Here is a 16782-nt window from a genome sequence, read left to right as displayed (position 1 = left end):
GCGCTCTTGCAAGGTGGGGCCGATCACTTCACCGACTGCTGCGCGTGCCGATCTGACAGCAGGGCAGCGACGTGCGAGAGTCCCAGTCCACGCGCATGCAGGGCCACCGTGAGGTGGAACAGCAGGTCGGCAGCTTCGCCTAGAAACTCCGCATCGTCCTGCGCGACAGCGGCAAGTGCTGTCTCCACGCCTTCCTCGCCAACCTTCTGGGCGATGCGGCGAATGCCACCCTCGAACAGTTGCGTGGTGTAGCTGCCGGCGGGCCGCTCGACCGCCCGCCGGGCGACCAGCGCATCGAGTTCGGCGAGAAAACCCAAGGGGAGCCGTGCTCCGTCGAAGCAGCTGGACGTGCCGCGATGGCAGGTCGGCCCGGCCGGCTCGGCGAGCACCAGCAGCGTATCCGCGTCGCAGTCGACATGCAGGCTCCTCATCCGGAGCACGTTCCCCGAACTCTCGCCCTTGGTCCACAGGCGCCCCTTGCTGCGGCTGTGGAAGGTCACCAGGCCGCTCGCTTGCGTGGCCGCCAGCGCTTCGGCATCCATATAACCCAGCATCAGCACTTCGCCGGTCAGCCAATGCTGCACGATCGCGGGCACCAGGCCGCCGCCCTTGGCGAAGTCGAGCGCCTCGGTCATCGCACACCTCCGGTTTCCGTCGTCACGCGCACCGCAATGCCATGCCCGGAAAGCCACTGCTTCAATGCCGACACCTCGATCGCGCCGGAATGGAACACACTGGCCGCCAGCGCGCCATCTACATCGGCCTGGGCGAACACCTCGCGAAAATGCTCGGCTGCGCCGGCACCGCCGGAGGCGACGAGCGGCACTCCACAGACCGCGCGCGCCTCGGCCAGTTGCGCCAGGTCGTAGCCGCCACGCACGCCGTCGCTGCCCATGCAATTGAGCACGATCTCGCCGGCGCCCAGGCGCTGCGCCTCCACGATCCAGTCCAGCGTGCGCCGCGGCAGCGCCTGCGTGCGCGACGGATCGCCGGTGTACTGGCGCACCCGCCACTGCCCATCGGCATCGCGCAGCGAATCGATGCCGACGACGACGCACTGCACGCCGAACGCCGCGGCCAGTTCGGCAATCAGCGCTGGCCGCTCCAGCGCCGGCGAATTGATCGATACCTTGTCCGCCCCGGCGTGCAGTACCGCGCGCGCCTCATCGACGCTGCGGATGCCACCGGCCACGCAAAAGGGGATGTCGATCTCCCGCGCCACCCGTTCGACCCAGGCTCTGTCGACGGCGCGCCCCTCCGGGCTGGCGGTGATGTCGTAGAACACCAGCTCGTCCGCCCCCGCGTCGCGATACCGCAGCGCCAGCTCGACGACGCCGCCGACCACCGCGTGGTCGCGAAAGCGCACGCCCTTGACGACCTGACCGTCGCGCACATCCAGGCAAGGAATGATGCGTCGGCTCAGCACGGAGACCTCCCGCGTGACCGTCGCGGCGCTCTGCCGTCCATTCCGAGGGAACGACTCATGCGGCCATCGCCTCCGCCAACCCGAAGCAGCCTTCCAGCAGCCCTCGCCCGAGAATCACGCCGCTCGCGCCGGCCATCCGCGCATCGCGGATGTCGTCGATCGAACGCACGCCACCGGACGCCTGCACGGCAAGAGCCGGGGCAATGTCCGACAGGTGGCGGTACAGCGCCAGGTTGGGGCCCGCCAACATGCCGTCGCGGTCGATGTCGGTGCACAGCAGGTGGCGGGCGCCACGTGCCGCGAACCATGGCGCCAGGTCATCGAGCGTGCGCGCCTCGGCCTGGGTCCAGCCGGCGCTCGGCAACGTCCAGCGATCCTCCTGCCAGCGTGTATCCAGCGCGATCGTGAAGCGATCCGCACCGTGACGCCGCAGCCAGTCGACCACCCGTTCCGGATCACGGATCGCCACGCTGCCGACCACTACCCGCTCCACGCCTGCGTCCAGCAGCCGATGCACGTCGGCGATGCCGCGCACGCCGCCACCGGCCTGTACACGCAGACCGGTGCGTGCCAAGGCTTCGATCACCGGCAGGTTGGCGAATCCGCCCGACTTCGCCCCGTCGAGGTCGACCACATGCAGCCAGCGCGCACCGGCCGCCGCGTAACCGGCAGCCAGCGCAACGGGGTCATTGGGGTAAGTCTTCTGGCGGGCGTAGTCGCCTTGCGCGAGGCGGACGACACGGCCTTCGCGCAAATCGATGGCGGGGAGGATTTCAGCTTTCATAGGTCCAGGAAATTACGCAGCAGGCGGGCGCCCACTGCAGCCGAGCGTTCTGGATGGAACTGCATGCCGAAGAAATTGCCGCGTGCCACCACGGCCGAGAACACCTCGCCGTGGTGGGTTGACGCAAGCGTGTAATCGCCTGCCGGCACCGCATAGCTGTGCACGAAATAGGCCTGCGCGTCGGCCGGCACGCCCTCGAGCAGGGGGTGATCGGCGCACGCATGCAGCCGGTTCCAACCCATGTGCGGAACCCTCAGGCCAGGCGCGGCCCGCAGCCGCTGCACCGCGGCCGGGATGACGTCGAGGCAATCCACCTCGCCCTCTTCCGAGCGCGAGCAAAGGAGTTGCATGCCCAGGCACACGCCAAGCACCGGCTGGGTGAGCCCGCGCAGCACGTCGACCAGGCCCTGCGCACGCAATCGCCCCATCGCCGGACCCGCCGCGCCAACGCCGGGAAGGATCACCTTGCCGGCTGCGCGGATCGTCGCTGGATCGGAGGTCAGCGGCGCTTCAACGCCCAGTCGCTGCAGGGCATAACGCACGGAGCCGATATTTGTACCGCCGGCGTCGACCAGCACGACGGACGGACTGGCTACGCCCACGGACTGTTCCGTCAGGGCTCGGGCGGACGTGGCGATGGCAGCGCTCACAGCGCCCCCTTGGTACTGGGCAATTCGCTGCCCTCCCTGCGCACGGCCTGGCGCAGCGCACGGGCGACGACCTTGAAGCAGGCCTCGACCATGTGGTGCGCGTTGTCACCCCGCACCGACAGGTGCAGGTTGGCGCCCAGCGTCTCGCACAGCGAGCGGAAGAAATGCACCACCAGTTCCGTGGGAAGGTCGCCCACCCGCTCGCGCGGGAAGCGGCCGTCGAACTCGAAGCAAGGTCGGCCGGAGAGATCGAGCGCCGCACTGGCGAGCGCCTCGTCCATCGGCAAGGTGAAGCCGTAGCGGCCGATGCCGCGCTTGTCGCCCAATGCCTGGCGCAAGGCCTGGCCCAGCGCGAGCGCGCAATCCTCCACCGTGTGGTGCTCATCCACCTGCGTGTCGCCCGCACAGGCGAGCGTGAGCGCGAAGCCTCCGTGCTTGCCGATCTGTTCAAGCATGTGGTCGAAGAAACCCAGCCCGGTGCGCACCTGTGGCTCGGCCGGGCGATCCAGGTCCACGCCCACTTCGATGGACGTCTCGCGCGTACGCCGACTCACTGCCCCGAGGCGCGGCGCGTCCAGCAGGCGATGGGCGATTTCCTCCCAGGCAAAACCTGACGGACCGACCCGCAACCCGCGCACGCCCAGATTGGCGGCAAGCTGCATGTCAGTCTCGCGGTCGCCGATCACCGCGGACGCGGCGCGGCTCCAACCGTCGTCGGCGAGGTAATGGCGCAGCAGGCCGATCCCGGGTTTGCGTGTATCCAGCCCTTCGTGCGGGAAGCTGCGATCGACCAGAACCTCGCCGAACACGATGCCCTGCGAAGCGAGGACGCGCAGCAACAGCTCCTGCGGCCCGCGAAACGCCTCCTCGGGGAAGCTGGCGGTACCCAGGCCGTCCTGGTTGGTCACCATCACCAGCTCGTAGCCGGCCGCGACGCAACGCTGCAATGCGCCGATCACGCCCGGCAGCAGATCGAGCTTGGCGTAGCTGTCGATCTGCTCGTCCGGCGGTTCGACGATAAGGCAGCCGTCGCGATCGACAAAAAGGATTTTCCGGCTCATACGGCTCCACCGCCGGAGCGCGCCCCGGGCACGACGGCCATGCCGCGCCCGACAGGGCGCCGTGCAGAGGATTCCTCGCAACGGGCAACGCTCACGCCTCACCCCCGAGCACGGCCAGCACCCGGCTGTTTTCTTCCGGCGTACCGACCGTGATGCGCAGGGCATCGTCCAGCCCCGGGTAACGCCGCACGTCACGTACCACGATCCCGGCCCCGGACAGCCGCCGGTACGCACTGCCCGCGTCCTCGAAACGCACGGCAAGGAAATTCGCCTGCGACGGAAGCACCGCGCGCACACCCGGCATCGCGGCCAGCGCGGCCGCCATCCGCGTACGTTCGGCGCGCACCACACCAATGCGTTCACGCGCCGTCGCCTGCCCCGCCGACGACAACGCGTCCAGCGCCGCGGCCACGCAAGGGCGCGGCAGCGGATAGGGCGGCAGGATGCGTCGCAACAAGGCCACCACATCGGAATTGGCCAGCAGGCAACCGATACGCGCACCGGCCAGCGCCCACGCCTTGGACAGCGTGCGCAGCACGGCCAAGTGCTCGTAGCGATCGAGCAACGTTGCGGCGCTGGCGCTCTCGGCGAACTCCACGTAAGCCTCGTCCACCACCAGCAGCGCACGCCCGGCCAGTCGTCGCGCCAGTTCTTCGACCGACTCCAGGGACACACCCGCCCCGGTCGGATTGTTCGGTGCACAGACAAAGACCAGCTTGACCGCCGGCGTCACTGCCGCCAGCAGCGCGTGGACATCGAGTGTGAAATCCGCCGACAGCGGCACTTCGACCACCGCGGCGTCCTGCACGCGCGCGCAGACCGCATACATCCCGAAGGTCGGCGGCTGCACCAGGATCGCGTCCTCGCCGGCGCGGCAGAACGCGCGCACCAGCAGGTCGATCGCCTCGTCGCTGCCGCGCCCGACCAATACCTGATCGGGTCTTACGCCATACAGTGCGGCCAGCCGTTCGACCAGCGCCGCCGGCTGCGGGTCCGGATAGCGATGGCAATCCAGTCCAGCATCGCCGAACGGCGCCCACGCCGATTCGTTCGCGTTGAGCATCAACGCGCCACCGGTTGCCTCCATGCGCGCGGAGGAATACGGCACCAGCGCGCGGATCTCCGCGCGCGCGAGTTCCAGCACGCTCATGCGATGGATACCTCCGCATCGAGCGCCGCCAGCCGCAGCGTCACCGCGCGGCGGTGCGCCTCCAACTGTTCGGCGGCGGCCAGCGTGGCGGTGCACGGGCCGATCGCCCGCAGGCCTTCCGGGGTCAGCTCCTGCACGCTGATCTGCTTCTGGAAACTGGCCACAGATACACCGCTGTGGCTGCGCGCATAGCCGTAGGTCGGCAGCACGTGGTTGCTGCCGCTCGAATAATCGCCGACCGACTCGGGCGTCCATGCACCCAGGAACACCGAGCCGGCACTCTCCACCCGCGCCAGCCAGGCACGCGGCTCGATGACCTGCAGGATCAAATGTTCCGGCGCGTAGCGGTTGCTCACCTCGATCGCCTGCTCCAGCGAGTCGACCTCGATCAACCGGCTGTTCGCCAGCGCCCGGCGCGCGACATCTGCTCGCGGCAAAGCCGTGCACTGGCGCTCGACTTCGGCCGCCACGGCATCCAGCAAGCCGGCCGACGGGCTTACCAGCACTACCTGCGAATCGGGTCCGTGTTCGGCCTGGGACAAGAGGTCTGCCGCCACGAAGGCGGGCTCGGCGTGCGCATCGGCGACCACCAGCACTTCCGATGGACCGGCCGGCATGTCGATTGCCGCACCTTGCGGATCGGTCGAAACCTGCACCTTGGCCTCGGTGACCCACGCGTTGCCCGGCCCGAACAGCTTGTCGCAGCGGGGCACGCTTGCCGTGCCGTACGCCATTGCGGCAATCGCCTGCGCGCCGCCGAGCTTGAACACCCGATGCGCACCGATGACGCGCGCCACATGGAGAACGGCCGGATCGCAACGACCATCCGCGCGCGCCGGGGAACACAACACAACCTCGGCGCAGCCGGCGATGCGCGCCGGCACGCCCAGCATCAACGCCGTGGACGGCAACGGCGCTGTGCCGGCCGGCACGTAAAGCCCGACGCGGCCGATTGCCCGCAACACGCGTTCGACGCGCACACCTGGCGCGGTTTCCACCGCCACCGGTCGAGGTGCGGCGGCGCGATGGAACGCCTCGATGCGCGCGGCCGCCTCGCCTATCGCCGCCTTCAACGCCGGATCGAGCGCCGCCTCGGCCTCGTCGAACTCGGACGGCTCGACCTCCAACCGCTGGAGCGCGCAGCGGTCGTACCGAGCGGTGAAGCGCAGCAGCGCCGCATCGCCCTGCCCGCGCACGGCTTCGATAATCCCAGCGACGCCTTCGCGCAGCTCGTCGCTGCGCGCCTGCACCGGCCGCGCCAGAGCCGCGGCGCGCCCCTGTTCGTCCAACGCATTCCACGCCAGCCGCTTCATGCCAGCATCCTTTCCACCGGCAACACGAACATCTCGCGCGCACCGGCCTTCTTGATCTCTTCGAGCTGGCGCCAGCTCACCTCGCCGGCGCACAGCGCCTGCAGCATCACCTGGTCCGGCTGGCCGGCCAGCGGCAGCAGCGTCGGCTGCGGTCCGCCCGGCAACAGCCGGGTGATCGCCTCCAGCGAACCGCGCGCGGCCTGCAACAGCAGCAGCCGCGACTCGCGCACCTGGATCACGCCATCGATGCGTTTGAGCAGCAGCTCGACCAGGTCGCCGCGCTCGTCCGCCGGCAGCACCTTCGGGCCCACCAGCAGCGCCTCGGTGTCCAGCACCACCTCGACCTCGCGCAACTGGTTCGCCACCAGCGTGCCGCCGCTCTGCACCAGGTCGCAGATGGCCTCGGCCGTGCCCAGCCGCGGCGCGATCTCCACGGAACCGGCCAGCGTCACCACGCCGGCCTCGATGCCCTGCGCGCGCAGCCAGCGGCCGAGCAGCCCCGGATAGGACGTCGCGATGCGCCGCCCGGCAAGGTCCGCGGCGCCGGCATAGTCCATCTCCTGCGGCACCGCCAGCGAAAGCCGGCAGCGCCCGAAGCCCAGCCCGCGCCACTCCGCCAGCGCCATGTCATCCTCGCGCCCGGCGGTGAGCTCGTACTCGTTGAGCACGTTGCGCCCGACTATCCCTAAGTCGCACACGCCTTGCGCAATCAGCCCGGGAATGTCGTCGTCGCGCACCAGCAACAGGTCCACCGGCTCGCCCTCGCCAAAGCAGAACAGCTTGTCGCGGCTCTGCCGGAAGGTGAACCCGCAGCGCGTCAGCAGGTCCTGCGCCGGCTCGGTAAGCCGCCCGGACTTCTGCATCGCGATGCGAAGTCGATCGCGCGGCCTCATGCCGGCGCCTTGGCGGTCTTGCGCTTGCGTGCCGCGCGCGCCGCCGCGGCGAGATAGCCGCCGTTGCCCTGGTTGAGGTACCGCGCCACCCGCCCGATGGTGGTGATGCTCACCCCCGTGCGCTCGTGGATCTCCCGGTAAGGCAGCCCTTCCTGCAGGTACGGCACCACCCGCCAGCGATCCACCATCGCCTCCAGTTCCGCCGGCGTGCACAGGTCATGCAGGAACGCCTGCATCTCGTCCACGTCGCGCAGCGCCAGCAGCGCCTCGCACAGGCTGCGCTCCACCGACTCGTTCGGGGTCTCGGGATCAATCGCTCGTCGCTTCATAATGTACTAACGCGCTAACACATGAGTTGCGCAATATAGACGCACTTCAACCGCGGCGCAAGACCACGGCAAGCGGCTAGTCGCCAACACGAGAAGCCTGGGCGAGCACGCTGACAGCGGCCCACCCAACCATTCGTAGGTCTTCACCCACAGCGAGGATGTCACGTGGATGACGCCACGTACTGACGCATCGGGCTTGTCGCTCGTAGCGGGCCGCGGCTCTAATAAGCACCGCGTTCAAGTGACGTGAACGCTACTGCCAACAGGTCTCTCGCCTTGCATCCGAAGACCTGCTTGAAGACGGAATAGACAGGGAGTCGGAATGGAATCGCCAACTAGTGCAGCGTGGGCCCTGCAAATTTTGTTGCTCGGCGCGCTGATGCCGGCAAGCAAGTGCCTACACGCCTTCCGCGCATGCGGACGGAGTGTCGTGCGCGCGCCATCGCACCGGCTCCAAGGCTTTCTCCACATCTACTGATTTGCCCCGGCATCGAACAGGGTGCGGCGCCGCGCCGTGCCGGTGCGCGCGTACGCGCCCCACGCCACGCGGCTGACAACTACCTCGACCTGCGAGCTCCACGTGAACAAGGTTTTTCCGAACCGGATTCTGAGCGCCCTGTTGCTGCCAGCACTCCTGCTGGCCGGCTGCGGAACGCCTGCCGCCAAGGATTTCGGCGGGCGTTGGAAACCAGTCAATCGCTTCCAGCCGTCTACCACCGAGATTCCGCTCAATCAGCCCTATACCTACTACGCCGCTCCGATGGACGAGACGCTGCGCAACATGCTGGTTCGCTGGACCACCGACACCGGCATGACGCTGGTCTATCGCATTCCTTCCGATTACACGCTGTTCGCGCCAGTCAGCAAGTTGCGCACGACGGACATCCAGCAAGCGGTTAGCGAACTGAGCGCGGTCTACGCGGCGCAGGGCGTGTCGGTCACCGTTGCGGGTGAAAGGCTTCAAGTCGACCGCGTAAAGAGCTTCGGTTCCAGCATCACGCCTTCAGGGATGCAGCAGCCATCGATGCCTCCGACCGGCGTAGCTACGAAGCCGGGCTCTACCGACACCGTCGGCGGAGTGCGCTGATGCTTGCCAGGAAAGCCAGCTCCCGCAAGGTCGAGGAAGCCGTCGCCAAGGCGGTCAACTACGAACTCTCGATCGCAGACATCGCGCGCCGCAGCGAGCGGCGCGCGTGGTGGGTGGCATTTTGCGCGCTCGGCATGTCGCTGATCCTCGCTGGCGGCTATTTCTACATGCTTCCGCTCAAGCAAAAAGTGCCCTACCTGGTGATGGCTGATGCCTACACGGGCACGAGCACCGTGGCCCGGCTGACCGGGGACTTCACGCATCGCCGAATAAGCACCAGCGAGGCGATCAACCGCAGCAACGTCGCGCATTTCGTCATGGCCCGCGAGTCCTACGACCTGGCGCTGCTCAACCTCGGCGACTGGACCACCGTACAGACCATGGCCTCGCCTGGCGTCAAGGCGGACTACACGCGGCTCTACTCGTCGATGAACCCGGACAGCCCTTACAAGGCATACGGAAAGGACAAAGCCATACGAGTGAGGCTGCTCAGCATCGTCCTGATCGGCGGCGGCGCGGGCCGCACGCCAACGGGCGCCACCGTCCGCTTCCAGCGCAGCCTCTACGACAAGCAGAGCGGCGCCACGCAGCCGCTGGACAGCAAGATCGCCACGATGGAATTCATCTACAAGGCGAACCTGGAAATGGACGACCGCAACCGCATCGAGAACCCGCTGGGTTTCTGGGTCACCAGCTACCGCGTGGACAACGACTACGCCACGCCTGCGCCTGCCGAGATCCCGGAAGCCGCCAATGCCCAGGCGATGACGCAGTCCTCCACGCCAGCCTACCCGCCCGCGCCTATCCAAGGTCAGGGCTCTTCACCACGGCTCGATGCGGCAGCAGATGCCCCAACGGGAGCGGCTCGATGACCCGGTACCACCTTGCGTTCGTGGCGACCCTGATGTGCGCGGCCGCCATTGGCATACCAAGCCAGGCACAAGCACAGGTCGTGCAGCAGTACGAGTACCAGCCGGACCACATCTATCCAGTGCGCTCGGGCCTGGGCATTACCACGCAGATCGAGCTCAGCCCGAACGAGCAAATCCTCGATTACAGCACCGGCTTCAGCAGCGGCTGGGAACTCACCCGTCGCGACAACGTGTTCTACCTCAAGCCCAAAAACGTAGACGTGGACACCAACATGATGGTGCGTACGGCCACGCACTCCTACATCTTCGAACTGAAGGTAGTGGCGACCGACTGGAAGGTACTGGACCAGGCCAAGCGCGAGGGCGTGCAGTACAAGATCACTTTTGCCTATCCCGCCGGCACCAGCTTCTCGACGGAAAGGAAGAAAGCCGCCGAAGCACCTCCGCTGGATACCCGGTTGATCCCGGGACGCAACTACAACTTCGACTACGACTACGCCACGCGGAGCAAGCGCGCGCCCTGGCTGGTCCCGGCGCACGTCTATGACGATGGCCGCTTTACCTACATCCGCATGAGCGACCTCAAGCGCTTTCCCACCGGCAACTTCCCGGCGATCTTCATGCGCGAGACGGAGCACGGCGACGATTCCCTCGTCAACACGACCGTCGAGGGCAACACCATCGTCGTCCACGGAACGTATCCCTATCTCGTCATCCGCCATGGCGACGACGTCATCGGCCTGCGAAGGAACGCCGCCAAGTGAGCACGCACACCCCCTACCAGTCCGTCGATAGCGCGGACGCCGGTCATGGCGAAGCGTTAACGCACAATCCTTACTCCGCGCATTACCAGCAGTCCGCCTCGCCCGACTTGGACGCCGGCGCGCCACTGCTGAAATCGCATGAACTGCGACGGATGAACCGGCGCGTGCTGCTGATGCTAGGTTCTGCAGTCGCGCTGTTGTTGTTCGTCTCGTACTGGATGATCAGCAGCGCCACCTCGCGTCGCGAACCGAACAAACCGAGGGAAGAAAAAGTCACCGTGGCCGATGCACCGCCGGCCTTGGCCCTGCCGCCTGCCCGCCACCCCGGGCCCGAACCGATTCCTCTGGCCACGCAACCCGCCTTGCCGCCGCTGCCGCTACCGCAACCGCCCGCCAAACAAACCCCACAGGCGTCTTTGGCTTATACGCCCCGCGAACCCACGCTGATCGAGCGCCGCATCGCCGGCACATCGGACCCGATGGGCAACCTTTCGGCGACACCTGCCGGCGCACCGTCTCCAGGCCTAGGCGGGGCCTCGCTGTCCGGCCGAGCGACGGCGACCCAAGCCGAGCCGCTGGAGCACGCCGATGCGCTGATGCAGCGCGGGACCTACATCCGCTGCGTGCTGGAAACCCGGATCGTCACGGACGTGCCGGGCTACACCTCCTGCCTGGTCACCGAGCCGGTGTATTCATTCAACGGCCGCAAGCTGCTGCTGCCTAAGGGCTCAAAGGTGCTCGGCGCCTATTCGAGCGGCCCGAAAGGCCGGCGCGTCGCCGTGGTGTGGGATCGCATCATCACGCCAACCGGCATCGACGTGGACATGAGCAGCAAGCCGAGCCCCGGCATCGACAATCTGGGCGGCGCCGGACTGCCCGGGCACTACGACGCGCACTGGGGCAGCCGCATCAGCGCCGCATTGCTCATCAGCATGCTCAGCGACGCTTTCAAGTATGAGGCCGCCGAGCACGGCCCCACGACTTCCTCGATTGCCGCAGGCGGCGTGATCGTGCAGGAACCTTTCGAGAGCAATACCGCCCGCACCGTCCAGAACCTGGCCGACATGGCCGTGCGCGAGGCCGCCAACAGGCCGCCCACGGTGACCATCAACCAGGGCACGGTGATCTACGTCTACGTCGCCCGCGACGTTGACTTCAGCGACGTCGTCGCGCGCTTCTGAACAGGCTTATGGAAGATTCCCTCGCCCTTGTCTCGAACGAGTTCCTCGACTACCAGTACGAGGTGCTGGGCGTGCGCGAATTCATGGCCTCATCCGAGGTCACCGAGATTTGCATCAACCGGCCTGGCGAGCTCTACCTTGAAAGCCGTGCCGGCTGGCAGCGGGTGGAAGTCCCGGCGCTGACCTTCGAGCGCGCGCGCCAGTTCTGTACGGCCGTAGTCAACGAAAGCAATACCGGGCAGCGCATCACCGACATCGATCCCGTCGTCTCGCTGACCTTCCCGACCGGCCAGCGCGCCCAGTTCGTCATCCCGCCTGCCTGCGAGGCGGGCAACGTGTCGATCACCATCCGCCTTCCCGCGAAGCAGTCCAGGACGCTGGACCAATACCAGGCAGATGGCTTTTTCGATCACATCCTGGACGACGCGTGCGACCTCGGCGACGAAGATCGCCACCTGCTCGACCTGCGTGCCGGGCGCCGCTATGCCGAATTTTTCAAGGCGGCCGTACGCAGCAAGAAGAACATCGTGGTATCCGGCGCCACCGGCAGCGGCAAGACCACCTTCATGAAGTCGCTTGTCGACCACATCCCGCCCGAGGAACGGCTGGTCACCATCGAGGACGCCCGCGAGCTTTTCATCAGCCAACCCAACGTCGTGCACCTGCTCTATTCCAAGGGTGGCCAGAGCGCCAGCAACGTCACGGCCAAGAGCTGCATGGAAACCTGCCTGCGCATGAAGCCCGACCGCATCATCCTGGCCGAGTTGCGCGGCGACGAGGCGTTCTACTTCATCCGCAACTGCGCATCGGGCCATCCCGGATCGATCACCAGCTGTCACGCGGGCAGCACCGAGCAGACCTGGGACCAGCTTGCGCTGATGGTCAAAGCCTCGGCAGAAGGTGCCGGGCTCGAGTTCGCGACCATCACACGGCTGCTCCGGCTGACGATCGACATCGTCGTCCACATCAAGGCGCATGCAGGGCAGCGGCACATCACCGGCATCGACTTCGATCCTGCACGCAATTTCCTGCAGGACCCGCGGTCGCAAGCGTGCTGACGACGAGGAACCAAGGATGGTCGCCGTATTCAACCCGATGTCCTGCCCTCACCTGGCGGTCCCGGCCGAGGTAATGGAGCATGTGATCAAAGCCGAATCCGGCGGCAATCGCTTCGCCATCGGCATCGTCGGGGGCCGTCTGGAGCGCCAGCCGCGCAACCTCGGCGAAGCGGTCGTTACCGCGCGCATGCTCGAAGCGAAGGGATATGACTTTTCGCTCGGCATAGCCCAGATCAACCGCAGCAACCTACCCCGTTACGGGCTCGACACCTTCGAGCAGGCCTTCGACGCCTGCGCCAACCTCACCGCGGGCGCACGCATCCTGGCCGAGTGTTATGGCCGCTCGGGTGATGACTGGGGCAAGGCTTTCAGCTGCTACTACTCGGGCAACTTCACCACGGGCTACCGCGATGGCTACGTGCAACGGATCTTCGCCTCGCTGCACGTCGACCCGCCTGGGACCTCCGAGCCGATAACCGTCCGCCCGCAGACGACCGAACATCCTGTCGACAAATCGGTTCCGACGGCGCTCCCTACCGCACCCGGCAGCTCTGCCTATCGCGTGTCGATCCGTTCGGTGGCCATAGATGCAGGTGGGGGCGCGCTGGTTGCCGCTGTGTCAGGGACGCCGGGCCCCGACAAGACGGCCGACAGGCAGCCGCTACCTGGGACCAAGGAGCCCGCCGAGACCACCGCGTCGGCGTTCGTGCCGCGCGTGAGCGGTCCCGGCGATGCGCCAAGTAGCGAGCCCACGCCAGCCACCTCCACCACTGGCAGCCAGACCGCCTCCGACCAAGAGACTCCTGATGCTGCGTTCGTCTTCTGACCGACCGCGCCGGCAAACGCTGGCGCTTCCGCCAAATCCGGCTGCCTTCCGTGCGGCCATCCATGAAGCGCCCATTGCCCGATGGCCGCTGCTTTCCAACCGTCCAAAAGGAAAAACCAAGATGGCCAAGAACCTGTCTTCAAACCCGAACGCTCGCCACCCCATCCGCAGCGGGACCGCCGTGTTCATCACACTGGCGATGTGCCTGGCGCTCGTGCTGCCGAGCATCGCGTTCGGCCAGGATGTCACCGATACCATCGCCACCACTTGCGGATTCGCCAGCAACGTCAACAAGATCCTGAATGCCATCTCGATCATTGTGGTGACAATCGCGATCGTCTTCTCCGGTTACCAGATCGCCTTCGCGCACAAGCGCATCTCGGATATTTCGCCGGTGCTGATCGGCGCCGTCCTGATCGGCGCCGCGGGGCAGATCGCCAAAATGTTCCTGGCCGGCAGCACCAGCGCTTCGGGCGCCACAGCCTGCACCGCGAGCCTGGTCACCCACGTGCTCAATTTCTATGCATAAGGACGCACTGTTCCGTGGCTGCACCCGACCGCCCATGTTCATGGGCGTGCCCTACGTGCCGTTTTTCATGGCCGCAGGCGGATGCCTGCTGCTGGCGATGTATTTCAACCTGTTCTTTCTGCTGCTGATCCCGCCGGTGATCTTCGGGATGCGCCAAATGGCGCGACGCGACGAAATGATCTTCCGCCTGCTCGGACTGCGCCTGCAGTTTCGCACCCGGGTCAGGAACCTCGAGGAAAACGACGGTATGTGGGTATTCACGCCCAACATTCACCGCGGCCAGTCCAAGGCCAATCCGTAACGCCACAGCCCCCTGGCCCTATCCCAGGGTGGTTACCGGAACCTGCGCATGTCCAAGCCCGTCTTCCTGCCTGAGACCCCGATCAGCGAACTCGTGCCGCTGTCCACCCACGTCTCGCCCACGGTGCTCAAAACCACCGGCGGCGATTTCCTGATGGTTTGGCGCCTGGGTGGCCTGCCGTTCGTGGGGCGCGAGGAATGGGAACTCGAACATCGCCACGCCACCTTCAACCGCATGCTGCAGACCCTTCGCGCGCCCGATTTCGTCAATGTCGCGTTTTGGGTCCACGACGTACGCCGCCGTCGCCGTATCGCCAGCGGGGCCCGTTTCGCCCAACCGTTCAACCAGGCCCTTTCCGAGGCGTATTACGAGGCGCTGTCGAGCCAGAAGCTCATGCAGAACGAGCTTTACCTCACCATGCTCTACCGCCCGGTTGTCGGCGGGAAGAAGCTGGCCGAGAAGTCGGGCGACGTCACACGGCTCGAGGCGGAGCAGCACCAGGCCGTAAGTACAATCCTGGAGCTGGCGGCCAACGTCGAGGCGGTGCTCAAGGACTACGCGCCACATCGCCTCGGCATGTACGAGGCCGCCAACGGCGTGGTGTTCTCCGAAGCGCTGGAATTCTACGGCTACCTGCTCAACCGACTGGACGAACCGGTGCCCGTGCTGCCGGCGCCGGTCTACAACTACCTGCCGCTAAGCAAGCAGCGCTTTTCCGCCAGGACTGGGGATTTCGTCATCACCACGCCGCAAGGGGTCAACCACTTCGGCGCGATCCTCAACATCAAGGAATACACCGACGGCACCTACCCCGGCATTCTCAACGGCCTGAAGTATCTGGGCTTCGAGTACGTGATCACGCACTCCTTCAGCCCGATGGGACGTCAGGATGCGCTCAAGGCGCTGGACCGCACCAAGGGCATGATGGTGTCTTCCGGGGACAGGGCGTTCAGCCAGATCGCCGAAATGGACCTCGCGATGGACCAGCTGTCTTCAGGTAATTTCGTGCTTGGCGAGTACCACTTCACCATCGCCATCTACGCACCGAGCCAGGAAGCGCTGTCGCAGCAGATCGCAGCAACCCGCGCGGAGTTGTCCAACGCCGGTTTCGTATCGGTCAAGGAAGACCTCGCCGTCACCGCTGCCTTCTACGCGCAGCTGCCAGGCAACTGGAAGTACCGCACCCGCCTGGCCAATGTCAGCTCGCTCAATTTCCTGGGCCTGAGCCCACTGCAAAATTTCGCCATGGGCAAGCGGGAGAACAATCCCTGGGGCGACTGCGTCACCACCCTCCAGAGCACTAACGGGCAACCCTACTACTTCAACTTCCATGCCACCCACCCGGCCGAGAACTCGCTAGGCGAGAAAGCCATCGCCAACACGATGGTCATCGGCAAATCAGGCACCGGCAAGACTGCGCTGATCAACTTCCTTCTGAGCCAGGCGCAGAAGTTCGAACCCGCGCCGACCATCTTCTTCTTCGACAAGGACCGCGGCGCGGAGATCTTCGTGCGCGCCTGCGGCGGCAACTACCTTGCGCTGGAAAATGGCAAGCCCACCGGTTTCAACCCGTTCCACTGCGAGCGGACCGAGGCCAACGTCCAGTTCCTGGCCGATCTGGTCAAGGTGCTGGCGGGCAAGAGCGTGTACAGCCCTCGCGAGGACGAGGACATCTTCCGCGCCGTCGAGAACATGCTCGACACCCCCATGCGCCTGCGCAACATGACCAACTTCCAGAAGAGCCTGCCCAACCTGGGCGACGAAGGCCTGTTCATCCGCATGCGCAAGTGGACCGCCGGCAATTCGCTCGGCTGGGTGTTCGACAACCCGGTCGACACGATCGACCTGGAGAAGGCCAACATCATCGGCTTCGATTACACCGACATCATCGACAACCCGGAAGTACGCGCGCCGGTGATCAACTACCTCCTGCATCGCCTGGAAGCGCTGATCGACGGTCGGCCACTGATCTACGTGATGGACGAGTTCTGGAAGATCCTCGATGGCAAGGGCGGCCTGAAGGAGTTCGCCAAGAACAAGCAGAAGACCATCCGGAAACAGAATGGCCTGGGCATCTTCGCTACGCAGAGCCCGGAGGACGCGCTCGCCAGCGACATCGCCGCCGCCCTGATCGAACAGACGGCCACGATGATCCTGCTGCCAAATCCCAACGCAAGCCGCGAGGACTACATCAACGGACTGAAGCTCACCGAGGCCGAATATCAGGTGGTCGTGAGCCTCGACGAGCGGTCCCGCTGTTTCCTGATCAAGCAGGGCCATGCCAGCGCCGTCTGCCAACTCAACCTGCGCGGCATGGATGACGCCCTGGCGGTGATCTCGGCGTCCACCGACAACATCGAAATCATGCATCAGGTCCTGCGCGAGTGCGCCGCTGTCGAGGGCTTGCCCGTCGATGCCTTGCGCCCCGAACAATGGCTCGACCGGTTTTATGAAAGTCGCAAGGGCAGCGGCAAATCCCGCTCCATCGCGCCACCCGCTGCCCGCGCGACGTACGCAACGGCAGGCTAACTCAACGTCGCTCGCCAGAGGAATACGCC

18 protein-coding genes are annotated in these 16782 nt (G+C 66.1%); 9 read left to right on the top strand and 9 right to left on the bottom strand.

Going from position 1 to position 16782, the window contains the following annotated elements; all coding sequences use genetic code 11:
• Window positions 1–23 precede the first annotated feature (23 nt).
• The 9 genes from hisIE to ACFWZ1_RS07870 form a co-directional block, all read right to left on the bottom strand.
• Entirely contained in the window at window positions 24–635 is a 612-nt protein-coding gene (hisIE, locus tag ACFWZ1_RS07910) for a bifunctional phosphoribosyl-AMP cyclohydrolase/phosphoribosyl-ATP diphosphatase HisIE (protein WP_439666003.1), read from the bottom strand.
• Window positions 632–1426 carry an imidazole glycerol phosphate synthase subunit HisF gene (hisF, locus tag ACFWZ1_RS07905; RefSeq protein ID WP_439666002.1) on the bottom strand — a complete coding sequence of 265 codons (795 nt, stop codon included), beginning with the start codon at window positions 1424–1426 and terminating at the stop codon, window positions 632–634. The genes hisIE and hisF overlap by 4 nt, the downstream gene beginning before the upstream one ends.
• A 55-nt stretch (window positions 1427–1481) precedes the next feature.
• Window positions 1482–2210 (bottom strand): HisA/HisF-related TIM barrel protein, encoded by a 729-nt coding sequence (locus ACFWZ1_RS07900; protein WP_439666001.1) that lies wholly within the window; start codon window positions 2208–2210, stop codon window positions 1482–1484.
• Entirely contained in the window at window positions 2207–2812 is a 606-nt protein-coding gene (hisH, locus tag ACFWZ1_RS07895; protein ID WP_439666000.1) for an imidazole glycerol phosphate synthase subunit HisH, read from the bottom strand. Before hisH ends, ACFWZ1_RS07900 begins: the two co-directional genes overlap by 4 nt.
• Before the next feature lie 44 nt (window positions 2813–2856).
• Entirely contained in the window at window positions 2857–3921 is a 1065-nt protein-coding gene (gene hisB, locus ACFWZ1_RS07890) for a bifunctional histidinol-phosphatase/imidazoleglycerol-phosphate dehydratase HisB (protein WP_439665999.1), read from the bottom strand.
• 91 nt (window positions 3922–4012) lie between these two features.
• Complete coding sequence (gene hisC / locus ACFWZ1_RS07885) at window positions 4013–5071, bottom strand: histidinol-phosphate transaminase (protein ID WP_439665998.1); 1059 nt, start codon at window positions 5069–5071, stop codon at window positions 4013–4015.
• A complete protein-coding gene (gene hisD / locus ACFWZ1_RS07880) occupies window positions 5068–6384 on the bottom strand; it encodes a histidinol dehydrogenase (protein ID WP_439665997.1) in 1317 nt (438 codons plus the stop codon). The genes hisC and hisD overlap by 4 nt, the downstream gene beginning before the upstream one ends.
• A complete protein-coding gene (hisG, locus tag ACFWZ1_RS07875; protein ID WP_439665996.1) occupies window positions 6381–7277 on the bottom strand; it encodes an ATP phosphoribosyltransferase in 897 nt (298 codons plus the stop codon). Before hisG ends, hisD begins: the two co-directional genes overlap by 4 nt.
• Complete coding sequence (locus tag ACFWZ1_RS07870; RefSeq protein ID WP_209623028.1) at window positions 7274–7606, bottom strand: YerC/YecD family TrpR-related protein; 333 nt, start codon at window positions 7604–7606, stop codon at window positions 7274–7276. Before ACFWZ1_RS07870 ends, hisG begins: the two co-directional genes overlap by 4 nt.
• A 580-nt stretch (window positions 7607–8186) precedes the next feature.
• Between ACFWZ1_RS07870 and ACFWZ1_RS07865 the strand changes: the two genes are divergently transcribed.
• The 9 genes from ACFWZ1_RS07865 to ACFWZ1_RS07825 are packed head-to-tail and all read left to right on the top strand — an operon-like array spanning window position 8187 to window position 16753.
• On the top strand, window positions 8187–8693 hold the full coding sequence (locus tag ACFWZ1_RS07865) for a toxin co-regulated pilus biosynthesis Q family protein (protein WP_231325351.1): 507 nt from the start codon (window positions 8187–8189) through the stop codon (window positions 8691–8693).
• Complete coding sequence (locus ACFWZ1_RS07860; RefSeq protein ID WP_231325350.1) at window positions 8693–9565, top strand: virB8 family protein; 873 nt, start codon at window positions 8693–8695, stop codon at window positions 9563–9565. The genes ACFWZ1_RS07865 and ACFWZ1_RS07860 overlap by 1 nt, the downstream gene beginning before the upstream one ends.
• A complete protein-coding gene (locus tag ACFWZ1_RS07855) occupies window positions 9562–10329 on the top strand; it encodes a TrbG/VirB9 family P-type conjugative transfer protein (protein WP_425600827.1) in 768 nt (255 codons plus the stop codon). The genes ACFWZ1_RS07860 and ACFWZ1_RS07855 overlap by 4 nt, the downstream gene beginning before the upstream one ends.
• Entirely contained in the window at window positions 10326–11510 is a 1185-nt protein-coding gene (locus ACFWZ1_RS07850; RefSeq protein ID WP_439665995.1) for a TrbI/VirB10 family protein, read from the top strand. Before ACFWZ1_RS07855 ends, ACFWZ1_RS07850 begins: the two co-directional genes overlap by 4 nt.
• Before the next feature lie 8 nt (window positions 11511–11518).
• A complete protein-coding gene (gene virB11 / locus ACFWZ1_RS07845; RefSeq protein ID WP_439665994.1) occupies window positions 11519–12568 on the top strand; it encodes a P-type DNA transfer ATPase VirB11 in 1050 nt (349 codons plus the stop codon).
• Window positions 12569–12584: 16 nt separating this feature from the next.
• Window positions 12585–13394: a lytic transglycosylase domain-containing protein gene (locus ACFWZ1_RS07840; RefSeq protein WP_439665993.1), complete on the top strand. Its 810-nt coding sequence runs from the start codon at window positions 12585–12587 to the stop codon at window positions 13392–13394.
• On the top strand, window positions 13375–13923 hold the full coding sequence (locus ACFWZ1_RS07835) for a TrbC/VirB2 family protein (protein WP_439665992.1): 549 nt from the start codon (window positions 13375–13377) through the stop codon (window positions 13921–13923). Before ACFWZ1_RS07840 ends, ACFWZ1_RS07835 begins: the two co-directional genes overlap by 20 nt.
• On the top strand, window positions 13916–14224 hold the full coding sequence (locus tag ACFWZ1_RS07830; RefSeq protein ID WP_231325344.1) for a type IV secretion system protein VirB3: 309 nt from the start codon (window positions 13916–13918) through the stop codon (window positions 14222–14224). The genes ACFWZ1_RS07835 and ACFWZ1_RS07830 overlap by 8 nt, the downstream gene beginning before the upstream one ends.
• Before the next feature lie 48 nt (window positions 14225–14272).
• Complete coding sequence (locus ACFWZ1_RS07825) at window positions 14273–16753, top strand: VirB4 family type IV secretion/conjugal transfer ATPase (protein WP_439665991.1); 2481 nt, start codon at window positions 14273–14275, stop codon at window positions 16751–16753.
• Window positions 16754–16782: the final 29 nt, after the last annotated feature.

This window comes from Frateuria sp. GZRe14 (genome assembly GCF_051900395.1).
GTDB classification, from domain to species: domain Bacteria; phylum Pseudomonadota; class Gammaproteobacteria; order Xanthomonadales; family Rhodanobacteraceae; genus Frateuria_A; species Frateuria_A edaphi.
This window is presented reverse-complemented; position numbering and strand designations above follow the sequence as displayed.